Origin of the sequence: Anaerostipes hadrus ATCC 29173 = JCM 17467 (assembly GCF_030296915.1) — a bacterium.
Taxonomy (GTDB): Bacteria; Bacillota; Clostridia; order Lachnospirales; family Lachnospiraceae; genus Anaerostipes; species Anaerostipes hadrus.
In genome coordinates, this window is sequence record NZ_AP028031.1 from 1,806,329 (window position 1) to 1,825,231 (window position 18,903).

Genomic DNA, 18,903 nt, shown 5'->3' on the forward strand with positions numbered 1-18,903 from the left:
ACAACAAATAAGTGTAATCGGAGCATGTTCATCTCATGTTATTTTTTAATTTTAACTGATTTTTGTTTGCTCCATGCACTATAATATGTTACATTAGAGACTTTCTTGTAAGATCTGATTCTTACTTTATACGTCTTACCTTTTTTCAATTTGCTAATTGTCTTTGTCTTAGCTTTTGATGAAGCTTTAACTGTCTTAGCTTTTGATTTACCAGTTACATATTTAATCTGATATCCTGTAGACTTAGGATTCTTCGTCCATTTAATGTAAGCCTTCTTACCTTTTTTATTTGTAAGACTTGAGACTTTCATTGTACTTAAACGATATCCTGTCTTAACAGATGAATCTGCACTTGATACTGTCTGGTTTCCATTATAATATGTTACAACTTTGTATACATATTTCTGGCCATTCTTTGTTGCTTTCTTATCACTGTATTTTGCTGCATTTGCAGATTTTACAGTTGCAATCTTCGTGAATTTCTTACCATTAGTACTGCGGTATACATAATATCCACTTGCTTTGTTAACTTTGTTCCAAGATACTGTCATGTAACTTGTTGCATTTGCAACAGTTGTTATCTTAGCAGTCTGTGGAACGATCGTAAGTGTTGCTATGTTACTTGTTACTCCTGCATCAGCAGTTACTTTTACATAGTATACACCTGGATCAGTTGGTTCACTGATTTCATTCTTACAAGCATTATCAGAATAGTAGCTATATTTTAAGTCTTTAACGTCTCCAACAACTTTTGGTGCATCGATTGAAATTGGTTTTCCTGTGTAAACTTCTTTCTTGGATGTTAAAGTGATTGTTGGTCTCTTGTGTCCACATACTGTACAAACACCATTGTTGTCATATTTATGACCAGTTTTCTTCACTGTCTCAACTTTTGTTTCTGTATATGATTCACCCTGGAATTTAACAACTGCTTTATATGTGTATGTTCCATCTTCTGTACATGTAGGTTCTACTTTTTCAACTGTGATCGTACCATTATCTGTTGTAGCATTTTCTTTCACTGGCACAGGAGGTTCTTCTTTTTTACATTTTTCACATGTAAATTTTGCTACACAAATCATATTTCCTTTGTCATCTTTGCTCCAACTATAAGATGGTTTTCCATATGTATGCTGGCCTGCTTCTACAGTCACTGTTTTCTCTACTTCATATTCTTTTCCATCGATTGTTGCAGTTGCTACATAAGTAACATTTCCACCTTTTTCACAATCAAAATCGTCTGGCTTCTTTACTTTGATATCTTTTGTCTCTGCAGTTTTTATAAGTTCTTGTGTATCTTTGTTCTGATCATCTAATAAAGCGTCTAATTCTTTATCTTGACATACAGTACAAGAAACTGTTACATCTGCTTTTGTATTGTCATCATTCCATGTTGCTTTTGCATTTCCATATGTATGTTCTGCTGTTTCACCATCTGGAAGAGATGACTGTGCATCTAAACAATTTGTACATAAATAGTAGGTACCAGACTTTCTATTACCAGCATCATCTTTTGTATAATAAAGATCATTTGCTTTGATATAATGATGTCCTGTTGCTTTCTGATCTGTATCTTCTTTCGTGTCAGCTTTGACAATGCCACAGTCTGCATCTGTACAACGTTCTTCTGTGAATCCGTTTGCATCACAAGTTGGATTGACTGTTACTTTATCAAAATGATGTGCTGATTCATCTGTTGAAGAAACTTTTGACATATCCAGTGTATCTACAAAATTTGCACTCCACATAAATTCCTGGTTGTCGTTATCTCCACCTCTTTTGATTGTCTGATTGCCCATCTTATAGTTCATGTATTCACTATTGTAGTTTGTTTCTTCATATTTATAATCAGATGCATAACAATAGTTTGTTGCAATAGATACATACATCTTTCCATCATCTTTGATTGCTAATGCAGCAATTGGATGATTCTTTACTGTATGAACCGTCTTGTCTTTGTCAGTTGTTACTGTAAATGACATTCCTGTGAATTCATTATCTTCATCCTGCTGTGCGGAAACTGTATTGTATTCTTTAACTTCTGTAATCTTATCTGACTCTAAATCATATTTAAAAATCTTATTATTAACATTAAAGTATAATGCACTGTTATAATAACCTACAGAATGTGTAATTCCAGCATATTTTTTTGAATTCACATCATTATCTACTGCAAATTCTTTTTTAACAAGTTCTGCAGCTTCTTTATTATCACTCTTTGTGTCTCCTGTAGATAAGTTAAGAAGAACCTCTTCTCCATCACTTGAAGTTAATCCGGATTTGCGAGGAACTCGAACAATCTGTTCTTCTCCCTTTTTATATCCATCTGACTGGCTGTAGCTAGATGTATTCTTTATATAATAATAATATGTATCATCATAAGAAACCGGTCCCTGCGCCTTGTTTACCCATGAATCTTCATATGTAGTATCTGTCGCAACATTTTCATATAATGTATCAATGTAATCAAAGTTTCCTTTAAACTGATCTCTTAAAGTTGTATCACTTACTAAGAAATAAGAATGAGTCATATTACCATCAGTCTCAACTCTATTACGCTGCATGCATTCTACATAAATGTCATTGTAGCAAGAATCTACATAGTACCATTTTCCATCAACTTTTGCTGCACTAAAGAAATGAGGGTTATTGAAAGTAGATGTTTCTCCTAACATTTCTACTTCAGACTTCCACTGAATTCTAACAAAATCCACCATATAATCAGGTGTTCCACCTTCTTCATAGATTTCATTTCCCTGATCGTCTTTAACCGGATTTCCATCTTCATCTTTCTTCAGTACTTTTGTTATATACTGTTTGTTTCCTTCACTATCTAAGATAGCGTTACCATCAGCATCTGTCTTCAGTTCTAATTTACCGTTAACTTCATCTTTTGTCTTCCATGTTCCATCAGAGTTTTGGTAAACTTCTGGGAATGCGCACTGCACAAGATAATTATAAGCTGCTGTATATGACATACATACAGATTTTCTATTTGTAAGAGTTCCAAATGCTGTTGATTTATATAATTCTGCAAATGGATCATCTGCTGCTTTCTGAACTTTTGCTTCAACTGCCTGTTTGCTTGTATCTTCTGAACCAGAATCCTTTTTCTGATTCTTCATGATATCAGCCATATCAAAATTACTGTAATTACCTAACCAGTCATTCAGTACTAGTAATTTCTCAGCTGTTGTCATGCCAGCCTTAATATGGGACAGTGCCTGTTTTCTAGCAGCTAACAGCTCTTTTCCATGAGCCTGAACCAATCCTGGCAATGCCTGTTTAAATCCATCAACTAACTGTTGAACATCCTTGATCGTTACTCCACCTTCAACTCCGATTGCTGCTCTTGGAATATCAGCAACAGAAAGTAAGGCACTGATTGGTCCTTCTTTTGCATCTTTTGATGTGAAGTATGGTACTGCAATACCAAAGTACTCTGGCTGAGATTCATAGTATGATTGAAGTTCAGCATAACTTTTCTCTACTTCTTCCATTGTAACTTCTGAAGCCTTATCCTCATCACTAGCAGCATCGTTGATTGCTTCTAATTCATCAACTGCCATTAAATAAGTTGCATCCGTCTCAACATTTACAGTTTCGACTTTTCCTTCAGAATTTGTATCATAAGTAACATCTGTTAATTTAGACAGACTATTATCTTTTAATACTTTGTTTGTAGCTTTCTTTACTTCTGCTTTTGACGCATCATAATCAGATACATCGATCTTTGTCTGGTCACGATCTTTGACGATTCCTTCTTCAATCGTATCCTGTAAACTCTGTGTTGAAGCTACAGATTTTGATTTGCTCTCTGCTTTCTTCGTTTCTGTTGTTACTTTCTTTGCTGTTGTCGTAGCTGCTGCTTTTGTTGCGCTTTCTACAGCTTTCTTTGCTACTTCTTGCGCCTGTGTTGCTTCTTTAGTTGCATCAGAAGTTGTTGTCTCTTCATTTGATGCTGTAGAAGCGTCTGTAGCAGTAGCAGCTGCTACTGTTGGCATAGGCATCATGCTGACATTAACTGTCAAGACTGTTAACCATGCCAGAATCTTCTTCATCTTCCTCATAGTTCCTCCTTCTCATGAACTCATGTGTTAATTTTTTTGTTCTATGGTTATATAACTCATCGAGTCCTATAACCCCCCTATAATACAAATATCAAAAATATATGCGATATCTTCCTAACCTAAGGAAAATATCACAAACAAATTGCGATCATTTGTATTCATCATCACATGTATATTATACATTTATTGGTACTTTTCGTCAATCACTTCTTCTGTTTTAAATACACTCTCCTTTTTAATAGGTAAATTCTTTTCATTCATATGAACTTATTAAGTTTTTATAAAATACCACATTCTCATTTGACTTCACACATATTCCGTGTTAAAATCACTAACGTTAAAAACTTTGGGTTTTGGGTTTTTGACAAAATATGTTCGAAGGGAGTTTTACAGAATTTAAGCGCCATGCACCTTCCTGATACGGAAACAGACCGATGAGGGTCTGATAGGAAGGTTAACGAGGAGGAAAGTAATCGAAAGATTCGGCGGATGCTTTCCCGCAGCTCCAGACTACGTGATATACTGAGTAAACCCATGAGTGATCATGAAACAGAGGCAGTATAATCTGGACAAAACCGCATATGATTTAGAAAAAGAAAACAAAAGATTTATTTGGAAGTTTTTTACATATCTATACTTCCTTTTATTTTCTTTGCGCAATTTTAAGGAGATTTATATTATGTGTGGAATTATTGGATTTACTGGAAATTTACAGGCACCTGGAATTTTAGTTGATGGATTACAGCAGTTAGAATACAGAGGATATGACAGTGCCGGAATCGCAGTAAATAATGGATCAGAAACTAAGATCGTAAAAACAACTGGAAAAGTTGCAACACTTCGTGAGAAAGTTGAAGCTACTGCTGACCTTGCTGGAACATGCGGTATCGGACATACTCGCTGGGCAACTCATGGTGGTGTTACAGAAGTTAACGCACATCCTCATGTATCTGGAAATGTAACTCTGATCCATAACGGAATCATTGAAAACTACAAAGAATTAGCTGCTTCCTTAAAAACAAAAGGATTTACTGCTATTTCCGAAACTGATACAGAAGTAGCTGCTATGTTGATCGATTCTTTATATGATGGAGATCCATTTGCAGCATTAAAAGAAGCAGATCAAATGCTAGAAGGAGCTTATGGTTTCTGTGTTATGTTTAAAGATCATCCAGGCGAGATCTACTGCATGAGAAACGCCAGTCCTTTAGTTGCTTCCCATACAGAAGACGGATCTTTTATCGCTTCTGACATGGTTGCATTATTAAAATACACAAAAGATTATTTTGTTGTACCAGAAGAACATATCGTTGTCATGAAAGCTGACAGCATTACATTATATACAATGGACGGTGGGGTTGAAGAACCTAAGATGCTTCATGTTGACTGGGATACAACAGCTGCCCAGAAAGGCGGATATGATTTCTTTATGCAGAAAGAGATCTATGATCAGCCAGAGGCTCTTCATAATACAATCATGCCTCGTATCCATAATGGTCACGCTGACTTTAGTGCAGATAACATCTCTGATGATATCTTTAAAGGTGTAAACCGTGTGATCGTAACAGCTTGTGGTACTGCATGGCATGCAGGATTAGTTGGAAGACATCTGATCGAAGCTATGATCCGTATTCCTGTAACCGTTGAATTAGCTTCTGAATTCCGTTACATGAATCCGATCTTAGATGAACATACTTTAGTTGTTGTCATCACACAGTCTGGTGAAACAGCTGATTCCCTTGCTGCACTTCGTCTTGCAAATGAACGTGGAGCAAAAACGATCTCTATCGTTAACGTAAAAGGATCAAGTATCGCTCGTGAAAGTGATTATGTATTATATACACATGCAGGTCCAGAGATCGCTGTTGCAAGTACAAAAGCGTTCTCTGTACAGTGTGCAGGTATGTATCTGATCGCATTAAAACTTGCAGAAGTTAACAACTTAATGACAGATGAACAGATGAAAGATTTCTGTGATAAATTTGAACAGGCGATCGGAACCGTTGAAGAAGTCTTAAAGATGGATGATTATATCAAAGGAATCTCAGAAAAGATCAAAGATACATTCTCTGCTTTCTATCTTGGAAGAGGATTAGATTACGGTATTGCTTGTGAAGCCTGCTTAAAATTAAAAGAAATCTCTTATGTAAATGCAGAAGCATACTGTGCCGGAGAATTGAAACATGGAACAATTTCTCTGATTACAGAAGGTGTACCTATTATTGCGATCGCTACACAGGAAAATGTCTTACCAAAATTAATGGCAAACGTTGAAGAAGTAAAAGCTCGTGGTGCTCATGTGATCGTAGTAACAGATAAAGATATGAGTAATTACGAAGGAATCTATGATGATTTGATTCAGGTTCCTGCAACAGACGACCTGTTTGCAACATTTGCTTCTACCGTTGCATTACAGTTACTTGCTTATCATGTCACAGTATTTAGAGGATATGATGTAGACCAGCCAAGAAACCTGGCTAAATCTGTAACTGTAGAGTAGGCATTGAGTTGACGTGTTCAACACGCCACAACCTAGATTCACAGAACAAAGAAACTTATATAAAAAGAAGTGATAGAGTTTAAGGCTTCCGCACCAAATTCTATCACTTCTTTTTATTCATATATCATTTAGTTCTGATTCGAAAAAACATATTCTATTACAATTCTACTCTTCCGTATAATATCTGCCCAAAGCATCCGCACCCATGATCGCAGCATACAGATCTTCTGGTTCCACATCAAATGGCATATTCCCCATTGTATCATCTGGTGCACATGCAAGACGTGCCACTTCCATGATCTGCTCTGGTTTCACTTCCTCGATTCCTAATCCTTTTAATGTTACAGGAAGTCCAATTTCACTGCAGAAATCAATCACTTCCATGATCTCATCTTCTCCCGCATCTTCTAATACCAGCTGAACCAGTGTTCCGAATGCCACCTTCTCTCCATGATACATCTTATGTGTTTCTGGAATCGCTGTAAATCCGTTGTGGATTGCATGAGCCCCTGCTAATCCTCCACTCTCAAATCCAATTCCTGATAAATAAGTATTAGCTTCAATAACATTCTCCACAGCTTTTGTACAAATTCCTTCTTTAGCTGCTATCATTGCCTGTACTCCATTTTCCATTAATGTATCATAGCATAATTGAGCAAGATTCATTGCTGCCAATGTACATTTACCTCCAACACAGTTACTTGCATCAGATCTTTTACATGCTCTCGCTTCAAAATATGTCGCTAAAGCATCTCCCATTCCTGAGATCAACAGTCTTACTGGTGCTTTACAGACGATATCGGTATCTACCATGACCATATCTGGGCTTGATGGCAAGAACAGATATTTTTCAAAAACACCTTCATCTGTATAGATAACAGATAATGCACTGCATGGTGCATCCGTAGATGCGATCGTTGGCACGATGATCACTGGTTTCTTTGTATAATAGGCAACCGCTTTTGATGTATCATGAATCTTACCACCGCCAATTCCAATGATCACATCACTTCCTGCTTCTTCCACGATCTTTATAATTCGGTTGATCTCCGTCATACAGCATTCTCCATTGAATACATCATAAACAAGATTGCTGTCTTTATTTCCTTCATTGATCGCCGGTTCTACTCTTTTTCTTCCAGATGCACTCGTCAGAATAAAGAGATTCTTTCCAAATTTATCTGCATAAGAACAAAGATTCTTCATCTCTCCTTTACCTTGAATGTAGCGTGTTGGACTTCCAATAATTGCTGCCATAATATTTCCCTCCATATCAACTCTATTTCTCATCATGATACCATGGTCAAAATACCATTTGATATCAACATCTCGTTATTATTATAACACTCTTTTTGTTATATTTAAACATAAATATATTTATATTCATTCTTTTTTTATCTGTTTTTACCCGTAAGTTTATCATTTTTTTATTTCTCACGTTAATATATTGTCAAATTTTCGTTTAGATTTTTTCTATTTTCTTGCCTTTTTTATCATTTTTCCATATACTTATACATACTGAATACAAAATCCGACAAAAGGAGACATTTACAAATGATGATCAAAACTTTATTTTTGCTAAGCTTTCTCTTCTTTATCTACTCATTTATCGGCTGGATCTTAGAAGTGGTACAATCAGCATTTCATCAGAAACGTTTGGTAAACCGTGGTTTTATCAACTCACCGCTTTGTATTTCCTATGGAATCGGAGCTATCGTTATTACGATCAATACGCATCAGATGAGCGGCCTATGGATCTTTGCTGCCGCCATGATCGATGCCACAGTCATTGAATGGTTTGGCGGACATTTTATTGAACATTTTTACCATGAACGCTGGTGGGATTATTCCAAAAATAAATGGAATCTTGATGGCTACATCTGCCTGTCCCATTCGGTTTTCTGGGGACTTTTAGGATATATCGGAGTAAAGTTTGTCAATCCACTGCTCTTTAAATTTTATCATCTGATTCCACCATTTATCCGGCATCTTATCATTTTTATCCTTCTTGCAGTCCTGATCATTGATATTTTAGCAACCACGATCGTTGTCTTTGGAAAAAATATCGATAAACGACGTTGGGAATCTGCGGATGCTTATCTTACAAAGATCAGCGTGAAATTGAGTTCGTTGATAACATCTTATGTGGATCGTCGTGTTGAACGTGCTTATCCACAGCGTAAATTAAAACTGCCAACGATCCCAAAGACTGGTGTATTTGCCCAGGGATGCGGTTTTTATAAGGTGTTTTTGTTATTTTCCATCGGTTCTTTGCTTGGAGATATCATTGAAACGATCTTCTGTCGTTTGAAGATGGGCGTCTGGATGAGCAGGAGCAGCCTTGTATGGGGTCCTTTTAGCATTGTGTGGGGATTTGCCTTTGCTGGTGTTACATTGCTTCTATACCGCTATAAAGATCGTTCAGACAGCTTTCTATTTTTAACTGGTACTTTTCTTGGCGGCGCCTATGAATATCTCTGCAGCGTTTTAAGTGAAATCGTCTTTGGAAAGGTTTTCTGGGATTACAGTAAAATGCCTTTTAACTTGAATGGAAGAATCAATCTTCTTTATTGTTTCTTCTGGGGAATTGCAACCGTTGTCTGGTTTAAGAGGATTTATCCTTTCTTATCCAATCTGATCGAGAAACTTCCGATTGCATTTGGAACTGTATTTACATGGATCATTGTCGTTTTCATGGTATTAAATATGTTCATGTCACTATCTGCCTTGATCCGTTATGATCAGCGTGGCAAAAAAATACCTGCTTCTAATTTCTTTGAACGATATCTGGATACCCATTATAACGACCAGAAAATGAAACTCATCTATCCTAAAGCAAAGAAAGTGCATTGATTGAGATACTTTTACAAAAACTTCTGATGCAGAAAAAGGGAATGAAACTAACATTTTGTTGTTTCATTCCCTTTTCTTATCTTTTCTTTAAAATATGATCCTATCCGATCACATCACTCATATCATACATACCTGCTTCTTTTCCTGCAAGATAAAGAGCTGCACTGACTGCTCCCTTTCCAAAAATAGCTCTGCTGTATGCAGTATGTTTTAACTCAATAACTTCATCCTGTCCTGCAAAAATGATCTCATGTTCTCCAACGATCGTTCCACCACGGACTGCTGAGATTCCAATCTCTTTCTTTGGACGCTGTTCTCTTCTCTGGCTTCTGTCATATACGAATTCATATTCGTTATTCAACGGCTCATTGACAGCTTCTGCAAGCGCGATTGCTGTTCCAGATGGTGCATCTAACTTTCTTCTGTGATGTTTCTCCACGATATCAATATCAAATCCTGCATCTGCTAATAACTTTGTCATAGATTTTAATACTTTGAATAATGTGTTAACTCCTAATGACATATTCGCAGAACGAAGAACTGCTGTCTTCTTACTTGCTTCATGAACTCTTTCTAACTGTTCATCGCTTAATCCTGTTGTACATAACACAACTGGAATCTGTCTCTCTACTGCAAAATCCAGTAAACCATCAACGGCTGGTGCTGCGGAAAAGTCGATGATCGCATCAACTTCTACATCACACGCATTGATATCTGTAAATACAGGATAATCGTTGTGCCCATCATCCACACGGTCAACACCGCATGCCATAACAGCTCCTTCTGTCTCTTCTACGATCTTGCTGATCACCTGTCCCATGACTCCATTGCAGCCATGCATCATAATCTTAACCATCTTTTGTAACTCCTTAAAGAATTCCTGCTTCTTTCATTGACTGAATTAATACCTGTGCGTGATCCTCTTCCATCTCTGTTAATGGACGGCGAACGATATTTTTACAATATCCCATCTCTGCTACTGCACGTTTTGCAGGAATTGGGTTTACTTCGCTAAATAAGTTATGGATCACATCCATGTATTTTAACTGGATATCTAAACTTCCTTTGACGTCCCCTTCTAAGAACTTCATTACCATATCATGAGTTTCTCTTGGTGCTACATTGGATAATACAGAGATGACACCTTTTCCACCTAATGCTAAAAGAGGTACAACCTGATCATCATTTCCTGAATAAATATCTAAGCATCCGTCTGCTAATGCTGCAAGAGTTGCTACCTGACCGATATCTCCGCTTGCTTCTTTGATCGCTACGATATTATCAACACTCTTCGCGATCTTCACTGCTGTAGCTGGCTGGATGTTTGTTCCTGTTCTTCCTGGCACATTGTACATGATGATTGGAATGTCTACAGAATTACCAACTGTTGTATAATATTCTTCCAAACCTTTCTGTGTTGCTTTGTTATAGTATGGTGTTACGACTAACAGTCCGTCTGCTCCTGCTTTCTCTGATCTCTTGGCAAGGTTCAGTGCTTCATCTGTGCAGTTCGCTCCTGCTCCTGCGATAACTGGAACTCTTCCATTGACATGAGAAACACATGCACTGACTACTTCGATCTGCTCGTCATGAGACATTGTAGAAGCCTCTCCTGAAGTTCCACAGATAACGATACTGTCTGTTCCGTTATCGATCTGGAAATCAATAAATTTCTCTAACTGATCATAATCCACCGATAAATCTTCTTTGAATGGTGTCACTAATGCAACACCTGCACCTGTAAAAATTGACATTTTTCTTTCCTCCTATCATCCTATGTAGCATCAACATTAAGATTCTTTGATCGTACTAATCTCATATACTGCATCTGCATATGGAATCAATGCTTCTGGAATCTGCCGTCCTGTCATGATGATCGTCTGGTCATCACTACGATTTTCTAACATCTCCACCAGTTCTTCGGTCTTTAATAGTCCAAGGTCCAAAAGTCCAAGCACTTCATCTAAAACGACCATGTCGCACTGTCTCGTATCTATGACTTTATGTGCATATTTTAATCCATTATAAATAAAATGATCTTGTTCTTTCTTCTCTTCTTCATTCAGATCCTCATACAATCTCTCGTACTTTTCAAAACGAAACAACTGTACTTCTGGTTCTAAACGTTTGAAAAAGCTTAATTCTTCGGTCTCCTTTCCTTTCAGGAACTGAACCATAATGATCTGCTTTTCCTGCCCGGCTGCTTTCACACACTGGCCGATCGCACAGGATGTCTTCCCTCTGCCCTGGCCACAGTATATTTCCACTCGTCCTTCCATCTTTTCACCTCAAAGAATCTTCCTTTTGTAGTAATATATTTGGTTTAGGATATTATATCATTTCTGATACTATAAATACAACTATTCTTCATCCTTTTCATGAAACTCCAGTTTGTTTACTGATACCTCATATGCAACTCGTCTGATCAGTTCATTTTCTGAAACTCTTTTCTGATATTCTCTGCTTTGAATTCTTCCGATCAGCTGAATTCTTGAACCGATTTCAAGATTCCCTGCAAATCTCGCATTCCTTCCCCAGCAGATGCATGGTATGTAGTCGGATTTGCCATAGGAACGGTTCACTGCAAGCAAGATGTCACAAATCTCTCTTCCCAGCGGTGTCATCCGATATACTGGCTGCTTACAGATAAATCCATCTAAAATGATCTGATTCGGTCTGACTCCATCCATGCTTTCTATAAATTCCAGATCCCTGACGAATACAGATAAGATCAAATGATTACGATTCTCCTCGTGCTTGTTGAAGGAACGGAATTGACCGCAAGCTCTTACAAGCATTCCTTTGTAATCTTTTGTCACATCAACGAGCCTCTCTGATATTAATAATGGTATCTCGTCTGTTGCTTCACTTAATCTGTTTACTAAAAGTTTGACTGTATAAAATCCTTCTCCGAAAATCTCATGGCTGTATTCAAACGCTGAATTAATTCGTCCGCAAACCTCCACTTGATTATGATTGATTCCCTGCTCTGTCATACTCTTTCTCCCTTCTTGTGTTCTATTAGTATACTTTAAATCGTATTCCAATTTTGACACAATTAGAAGAAAAATCCTTCGACAAAGTTAGTCACACTTTTTCGACATGTTTTAAACGGCTTTCATACCGTGCATGATCTTATGAGAATTTTGCACGTTTTCTCATTGTTGGATCTAAGATCTTCTTGCGGATACGGATATTCTCTGGAGTGATCTCAAGTAATTCATCCGTATCGATAAACTCTAATGCCTGCTCTAAGCTTAAGATCTTTGGAGGAGATAATTTTAATGCATCATCTGATCCTGAAGCACGTGTATTTGTAAGCTTCTTGCTGCGGCATACGTTGATCTCGATATCTTCTGTTTTACCAGTCTGTCCGATGACCATTCCACCGTATACTTTCTCACCAGGTCCTACAAATAAAGTACCTCTCTCCTGTGCATTAAACAGACCATATGTGATCGTTTCTCCTGCTTCATATGCGATCAATGATCCCTGTTTACGATACTGGATATCCCCTTTGTATGGTCCATATCCATCAAACAGTGTATTTAAGATACCATTTCCTTTTGTATCTGTCATAAATTCTCCACGATACCCGATCAGTCCTCTGGATGGGATAGAGAATTCAAGTCTTGCATAACCTCCATTGGCTGCTGTCATATTCTGAAGTTCACCTTTTCTCTGGCTTAACTTCTCAATAACTGCCCCTGTAAATTCTTCTGGAACATCAATGACGGCAATCTCCATTGGCTCTAATTTCTTACCATTCTCATCATAATGATATAATACTTCTGCTTTACTGACTGCAAATTCATATCCTTCACGACGCATGTTCTCGATCAATACAGATAAATGTAATTCTCCACGTCCAGATACTTTATAGCTGTCCTGATTCTCACTTTCTTCCACACGAAGGCTGACATCCGTATTCAATTCTCTGAACAATCTGTCTCTGATATGTCTTGATGTAACATATTTACCTTCCTGACCTGCAAGAGGGCTGTCATTTACCATAAACTGCATAGAGATCGTTGGCTCTGAGATCTTCTGGAATGGAATTGCTTCTGCTCCATCCACATCACAGATCGTATCTCCAATTGACAGATCTGAGATTCCTGAGATCGCTACAATAGATCCTATCTGTGCATTCTTTACATCTACTTTATCAAGTCCTTCAAATTCATATAATTTTGTGATGCGGACTTTTTCTTTACGTTCTGGGTCATGAGCATTCACTACGATGCATTCTTTGTTGACCGCGATCTCGCCATTATCTACTTTACCGATTCCGATACGTCCAACATATTCATTGTAGTCGATCGTACTGATCAATACCTGTAATGGTTTCTCTGGATCACCTTCTGGTGCTTCGATATGTTCAATGATCGTCTCAAATAATGGTTTCATATCTTTCTTCTCACCATCAAGATCTAATGTTGCGAATCCCTCTTTGGCTGATGCAAATACAAATGGACAGTCAAGCTGTTTATCCCCTGCATCTAATTCCATTAATAGTTCTAATGTCTCATCAACAACTTCATCTGGTCTTGCTTCTGGACGGTCTACTTTATTGACACATACGATCACAGACAGATCAAGCTCTAATGCTTTCTTTAATACAAACTTTGTCTGTGGCATTGGTCCTTCAAATGCATCAACAACTAATACAACACCATTTACCATCTTCAGTACACGTTCTACTTCTCCACCAAAGTCAGCATGCCCCGGTGTATCGATGATATTGATCTTGATTCCATTATACATAACTCCTGTATTCTTAGACAGAATCGTGATTCCTCTTTCTTTCTCGATGTCATTTGAGTCCATGACTCTCTCTGCGACTTCCTGATTGTCACGGAAGATTCCGCTCTGTTTTAACATCTCGTCTACTAATGTTGTCTTACCATGATCGACATGGGCAATGATTGCAATATTTCTCACATCTTCGCGCTTCATTTATATCCTTCTTTCTAGTATCTTTCTGTATCAGTTTCCATGGCATTTATAAAGCATGCCAAGATTAACTTTCTTATTCTATCACACTCAATGAAAAGTTGCAATTTTATTATTTTGTACCAACGATATTCTTTGGCTTTTCTTCTATTATATGTTATATTTCTTATAGACCAGAAAAGGAGTTGGACATTATGAATTTACACGAACTAATTGATCGTTTGCATAAAGAGCATACATTGACAAAAGAAGAATTTATCACACTTATTAAAGAACGGAACGAAGAAAGCGCATCTTATCTTGCCTCTCTTGCCAGAGAAGAAGCTGTAAATATCTATGGAAATGGTGTTTTCCCACGTGGATTGGTAGAATTTACGAATTACTGCAAAAATAACTGCTATTACTGCGGAATTCAAGGCAGCAATCCAAATGCAAATCGTTACCGTCTGTCAAAAGAGGAAATCCTTTCTGCCTGTGAGAATGGTTACCAGCTTGGATATCGAAGCTTTGTTCTTCAAGGCGGTGAGGATCCTCATTATACAGATGAAGTTATGGTTCCTATCGTGGCAGAGATCAGAAAGCGCTACCCTGATTGTGCCATCACACTTTCTCTTGGGGAACGCTCCAAAGAAAGTTATCAAAAATTATATGATGCAGGTGCTGATCGTTATCTGCTTCGACATGAAGCTGCTGACCCAGAGCTATACCAGAAACTCCACCCAGAAAGTCTTTCTTTAGAAAACCGGATCCAGTGTCTGTGGAATCTAAAAGAAATCGGCTATGCTGTAGGAACTGGATTTATGGTTGGAGCCCCTTATCAGACGGTTGAGAATCTTGCAGACGACCTGCTATTTATCAAGGAACTTGACCCACAGATGGTCGGAATCGGTCCTTTTGTTCCACATCACGATACAAGATTTAAGGAATTCCCTTCTGGAAGTGTGGAACTTACCACATACCTTGTGAGTATTCTTCGTCTGATGAATCCTCATCTTTTGCTTCCTTCCACAACAGCACTTGGTACGATTGATCCTCGTGGAAGGGAAAAAGGAATTCTTGCAGGTGCAAATGTTGTTATGCCGAACCTTTCTCCTGTTGCAGTAAGAAAAGATTATTCTTTATATGACAATAAGATCTGCACTGGTGAGGAAGCTGCTGAATGTGCTGGCTGTCTTGGAAGACGTCTTGCCAGTATTGATTATCAGCTTGTATTCAGCCGTGGAGATTATATCGAATAACCTGCTTATCAGCAGTTAAGAAAGAATCTTTGCATAGGAGATTCCATCGGAATTTCCTATGATATGAAAAAGCGTGTAGAATCTTTGAAATCCTACACGCTTTTATTCTGTCTTTTATCTGTTAAGAAATTATCTTCTTCTGCTCTTTAATAAGAACTCTGGTATGTTGATCTTAGAGCTTTCCTGTTCGATCTCTTTCATCTCAGGTTCAGAAACATAGCTTGTTGTCTGTACTGGCTGTTCTTCCTCCATGACCTTTCCATTATGTAATGGCTGCCCTGAAAATTCCGGAGCCTGCTGTGTCTGCTGTACTGGCTTCTTCGCTGCAGCAAATCCAGTTCTTGCATTCCCTGTAATATCTGCGGATTTGATTCCTGTTGCGATGATCGTTGCACTGATCTGATCTCCAAAATCTGCATTGACTGTACCGAAGATGACATTGACATCGTCTCCTGCTTCGTCTTTCAAGTATTCCACAGCCTGCTGTGCTTCTAACATTCCAACCGCTCCTGCGAAATTGACGATCACATCTGTAGCTCCTGCAACAGTTGTCTCAAGCAATGGACTTTCCATCGCTGTCTTGATTGCTTCAAGTTCTTCGTCTGCAACACCCATACCGATATGTGCAATACCTTTATCTCTCATAACTGTCTGAATATCAGCAAAATCGACATTGATCAATCCTGGGTTGTAGATCATATCTGTAATTCCCTGTACACCCTGCTGCAGTACTTCATCTGCTTTCTTCAGTGCATCTGGGATCGTTGTTCTCTTATCACAGATCTGTAACAACTTGTCATTCGGAATGACGATCATTGTATCCACCTGATCCTGAAGGCGTGCAATTCCTGACATTGCATTGTTCATACGAGGCTTTCCTTCAAATGTAAATGGTTTTGTCACAACTCCAACTGTTAAGATTCCAAGTCCTTTGGAAATCTCTGCAATGATCGGTGCTGCACCTGTACCGGTACCTCCACCCATTCCACATGTTACAAATACCATATCTGATCCCTGAACCAATTCTGTGATCTCTTCACGATTCTCTTCAACCGCTGCTTCCCCGATCTCAGGTTTTGCTCCTGCTCCAAGTCCCTTTGTCAGTTTCTCCCCGATCTGGATCTTTGTTCCTGCTTTACATAAAGATAAAGCCTGTCTATCTGTATTCACACCCACGAGTTCAACACCCTGGACATTCTCATCTACCATTCGGTTTACCGCATTGTTTCCTGCTCCACCGACTCCTATTACTAAAATCCTTGCTTGTGTGTTCTCAACACTAGGCATAATCTCAACCACGTTGTTCCTCCTTCACGCCATCTATGTTAAAATGACTCCCTTAAATTCTGTACACTAACTTAATGATACCTTCTTTACTAAGTTTTTTCAACTCTTTTTTGGTTGAAAAACAGCAATTTTGTGGTCCTCGCTAAAGTACTTCATGTCAATAGTTCCACCTTTCCCTTTTACTTTCTTAAGCATCCCTGCTAATTCAGAAATCTTGATATCAATATCCTTTTTATTATAAAGATCAACCGTTATCTTATCGCTGATCAATAAGGCATTTCCATCTTCTTTGATATAAATCTGATCGATCGGAAGATTATATTTATCAATTGCAGTCGTAAGTTCTAAAAGATAAGAAAAAACTTTCTCTTTCTTGACTGGGATCTTCTCCTGCATGACCAATTCATCATATTTAAGCCCTGTAACCAATGGAACATCGTCATATTTCTTTTCATAGCTTTCCAATGCATAACCATTTTTATCAAAATAGACATATTTTCCATTATACAGAAGGCATCCAGCCCTCTTTTTTTCTTTTACCTCGACCGTGATCGTATCTGGCCGGTTGATCCTTACATGAATCGAATCTATAAATGGCAGAAGATCTGGTGACGCAATCTTACATTTTAAGAAATATGCAACCGAGTTATCAATATATCCATTCTCTACAACTGCCTTTTTAACTTCTGCTTCTGTATAATAACTTAATCCAGAAATTTTGATCTGTTTTGTTTTACACGTCCCTGCAATGATCACAACTGTAAGGATCAAAACTGCAACGATACCAAGCAGTATTTTCTTCCCCGATAGTTTATGTACTTTATTCTTGTTTTTATGCTCATCCATACGGATGACTTTTTTTTCTTCCATCACACTCACCCTTATCTTATGTGAATTTTCTTAGAAATTGATAATACGATTCCCATTTCGATCATAACAACAAGGATCGATGTACCTCCATAACTGATAAATGGAAGTGGAATTCCTGTCGGTGGGATCGTGTTTGTTACAACGGCGATATTAATGAATACCTGAATTGCGATATGTGTCATAAAACCGATCACAACCAGTGATCCAAATAAGTCTTCTGTATTCAGTGCGATCAAGAGCATCCGAAAGATCAGTGCCACAAACACAAGGATCAGACAAACTGCCCCGAACAATCCTAATTCTTCACAAATGATTGAAAAGATCATATCATTGTGTGATTCTGGAATAAATCCCATCTTCTGCATACTCTGCCCAAGTCCTTTTCCAAAAATCCCACCGGAACCGATCGCATATAATGCCTGCATCGTCTGAAATCCCTTTTTGTGACTTTCTGGATGCAGCCAAATCTGTACACGCTCGTTTCGATAACTATTTGCCGTCAACAGATACACGAACAAGAGTATTATTCCACCGCCTGCTGTTAACATAAGTTCTTTCATCTTCGGACTTACCACAAACAGCATGACACCGATCATCGAACACACGACAAGTGCTGTACTTAAGTTCTGTGTAACGATCAGAGCAATGATCGGGACCGTTGGAAGAACGATCACGATACTATCTTTGAATGTTCGAATCTTATGAGCATTTGCTGATAATCTGTTCGCGAGATAGATCACAACCAGGATCTTAGATACTTCTGATGGCTGAAACTGAAATCCTGCGATGCTGATCCAGCGGACTGCACCCTTCTTTGCTGCACCTATGATCAACACAAGAACTAACAGTACGATACTAGCCCAATAACAGCCATTTCCAAACTTCTCACTTTTCATGATGTGGTAATCTAGTTTACAGCATACAACCATTGCAACCGCACCTAACACTATCGCAACTGCCTGCCTTAACAGCCAGTGATAGGAATTTCCATATGTGACAGTACTCTTATATGAACTTGTACTATAGATCATAACCAGACCAAAACATATCAGAAATATTACCAAAAACAACATCGGATAATCAAAGTATCTTTTGCCGGCCATATATTTTTCTTTGATGCGATTTGCCACTT

13 protein-coding genes are annotated in these 18,903 nt (G+C 38.0%); 3 read left to right on the forward strand and 10 right to left on the reverse strand.

Annotated elements, in window-relative coordinates; translation table 11 throughout:
• Positions 1-38 precede the first annotated feature (38 nt).
• Positions 39-4,070 carry a fibronectin type III domain-containing protein gene (locus QUE18_RS08790; protein ID WP_009204469.1) on the reverse strand — a complete coding sequence of 1,344 codons (4,032 nt, stop codon included), beginning with the start codon at positions 4,068-4,070 and terminating at the stop codon, positions 39-41.
• Between the two features lie 679 nt (positions 4,071-4,749).
• Between QUE18_RS08790 and glmS the strand changes: the two genes are divergently transcribed.
• Positions 4,750-6,570 (forward strand): glutamine--fructose-6-phosphate transaminase (isomerizing), encoded by a 1,821-nt coding sequence (gene glmS, locus QUE18_RS08795; protein ID WP_040344516.1) that lies wholly within the window; start codon positions 4,750-4,752, stop codon positions 6,568-6,570.
• Positions 6,571-6,735: 165 nt separating this feature from the next.
• On the opposite strand, the gene QUE18_RS08800 is transcribed toward glmS, so the two are convergent.
• Positions 6,736-7,827, reverse strand: a complete 1,092-nt coding sequence (locus QUE18_RS08800) for a glycerol dehydrogenase (protein WP_040344514.1) — start codon at positions 7,825-7,827, stop codon at positions 6,736-6,738.
• Between the two features lie 297 nt (positions 7,828-8,124).
• On the opposite strand from QUE18_RS08800, the gene QUE18_RS08805 reads away from it, so the two are divergent.
• Positions 8,125-9,423: a putative ABC transporter permease gene (locus QUE18_RS08805; protein WP_009204466.1), complete on the forward strand. Its 1,299-nt coding sequence runs from the start codon at positions 8,125-8,127 to the stop codon at positions 9,421-9,423.
• Positions 9,424-9,523: 100 nt separating this feature from the next.
• Here QUE18_RS08805 and dapB read toward each other — a convergent pair whose 3' ends face one another.
• The 5 genes from dapB to typA form a co-directional block, all read right to left on the reverse strand.
• Positions 9,524-10,279, reverse strand: coding sequence for a 4-hydroxy-tetrahydrodipicolinate reductase (gene dapB / locus QUE18_RS08810; protein ID WP_008392033.1), 756 nt, complete (start codon positions 10,277-10,279; stop codon positions 9,524-9,526).
• 13 nt (positions 10,280-10,292) lie between these two features.
• On the reverse strand, positions 10,293-11,177 hold the full coding sequence (dapA, locus tag QUE18_RS08815; protein WP_008392032.1) for a 4-hydroxy-tetrahydrodipicolinate synthase: 885 nt from the start codon (positions 11,175-11,177) through the stop codon (positions 10,293-10,295).
• A 36-nt stretch (positions 11,178-11,213) separates the two neighbouring features.
• On the reverse strand, positions 11,214-11,702 hold the full coding sequence (locus QUE18_RS08820; RefSeq protein WP_008392031.1) for a cob(I)yrinic acid a,c-diamide adenosyltransferase: 489 nt from the start codon (positions 11,700-11,702) through the stop codon (positions 11,214-11,216).
• A gap of 81 nt (positions 11,703-11,783) precedes the next feature.
• Positions 11,784-12,419 carry a single-stranded DNA-binding protein gene (locus tag QUE18_RS08825; RefSeq protein ID WP_009263958.1) on the reverse strand — a complete coding sequence of 212 codons (636 nt, stop codon included), beginning with the start codon at positions 12,417-12,419 and terminating at the stop codon, positions 11,784-11,786.
• Positions 12,420-12,558: 139 nt separating this feature from the next.
• Positions 12,559-14,379 (reverse strand): translational GTPase TypA, encoded by a 1,821-nt coding sequence (gene typA, locus QUE18_RS08830; protein WP_009204465.1) that lies wholly within the window; start codon positions 14,377-14,379, stop codon positions 12,559-12,561.
• 191 nt (positions 14,380-14,570) lie between these two features.
• On the opposite strand from typA, the gene hydE reads away from it, so the two are divergent.
• Entirely contained in the window at positions 14,571-15,614 is a 1,044-nt protein-coding gene (hydE, locus tag QUE18_RS08835; RefSeq protein ID WP_009204464.1) for a [FeFe] hydrogenase H-cluster radical SAM maturase HydE, read from the forward strand.
• 129 nt (positions 15,615-15,743) lie between these two features.
• Here the strand turns inward: hydE and ftsZ are convergent, their stop codons facing one another.
• From ftsZ to QUE18_RS08850, 3 genes are all read right to left on the reverse strand, one after another.
• A complete protein-coding gene (ftsZ, locus tag QUE18_RS08840) occupies positions 15,744-16,901 on the reverse strand; it encodes a cell division protein FtsZ (protein ID WP_008392026.1) in 1,158 nt (385 codons plus the stop codon).
• Between the two features lie 99 nt (positions 16,902-17,000).
• Positions 17,001-17,771, reverse strand: coding sequence for a cell division protein FtsQ/DivIB (locus QUE18_RS08845; RefSeq protein WP_009204463.1), 771 nt, complete (start codon positions 17,769-17,771; stop codon positions 17,001-17,003).
• Between the two features lie 11 nt (positions 17,772-17,782).
• Positions 17,783-18,901, reverse strand: a complete 1,119-nt coding sequence (locus QUE18_RS08850) for an FtsW/RodA/SpoVE family cell cycle protein (protein ID WP_009204462.1) — start codon at positions 18,899-18,901, stop codon at positions 17,783-17,785.
• Between the last annotated feature and the right edge of the window lie 2 nt (positions 18,902-18,903).

Bases quoted from the DNA above. Each gene is read 5' to 3' on its own strand.
- dapB (WP_008392033.1), bottom strand. From the start codon at position 10,279: ATGGTTAAGATTATGATGCATGGCTGCAATGGAGTCATGGGACAGGTG.
- glmS (WP_040344516.1), top strand. From the start codon at position 4,750: ATGTGTGGAATTATTGGATTTACTGGAAATTTACAGGCACCTGGAATT.
- QUE18_RS08845 (WP_009204463.1), bottom strand. From the start codon at position 17,771: ATGGAAGAAAAAAAAGTCATCCGTATGGATGAGCATAAAAACAAGAAT.
- QUE18_RS08820 (WP_008392031.1), bottom strand. From the start codon at position 11,702: ATGGAAGGACGAGTGGAAATATACTGTGGCCAGGGCAGAGGGAAGACA.
- dapA (WP_008392032.1), bottom strand. From the start codon at position 11,177: ATGTCAATTTTTACAGGTGCAGGTGTTGCATTAGTGACACCATTCAAA.
- QUE18_RS08800 (WP_040344514.1), bottom strand. From the start codon at position 7,827: ATGGCAGCAATTATTGGAAGTCCAACACGCTACATTCAAGGTAAAGGA.
- typA (WP_009204465.1), bottom strand. From the start codon at position 14,379: ATGAAGCGCGAAGATGTGAGAAATATTGCAATCATTGCCCATGTCGAT.
- QUE18_RS08805 (WP_009204466.1), top strand. From the start codon at position 8,125: ATGATGATCAAAACTTTATTTTTGCTAAGCTTTCTCTTCTTTATCTAC.
- ftsZ (WP_008392026.1), bottom strand. From the start codon at position 16,901: ATGCCTAGTGTTGAGAACACACAAGCAAGGATTTTAGTAATAGGAGTC.
- QUE18_RS08825 (WP_009263958.1), bottom strand. From the start codon at position 12,419: ATGACAGAGCAGGGAATCAATCATAATCAAGTGGAGGTTTGCGGACGA.
- QUE18_RS08790 (WP_009204469.1), bottom strand. From the start codon at position 4,070: ATGAGGAAGATGAAGAAGATTCTGGCATGGTTAACAGTCTTGACAGTT.
- hydE (WP_009204464.1), top strand. From the start codon at position 14,571: ATGAATTTACACGAACTAATTGATCGTTTGCATAAAGAGCATACATTG.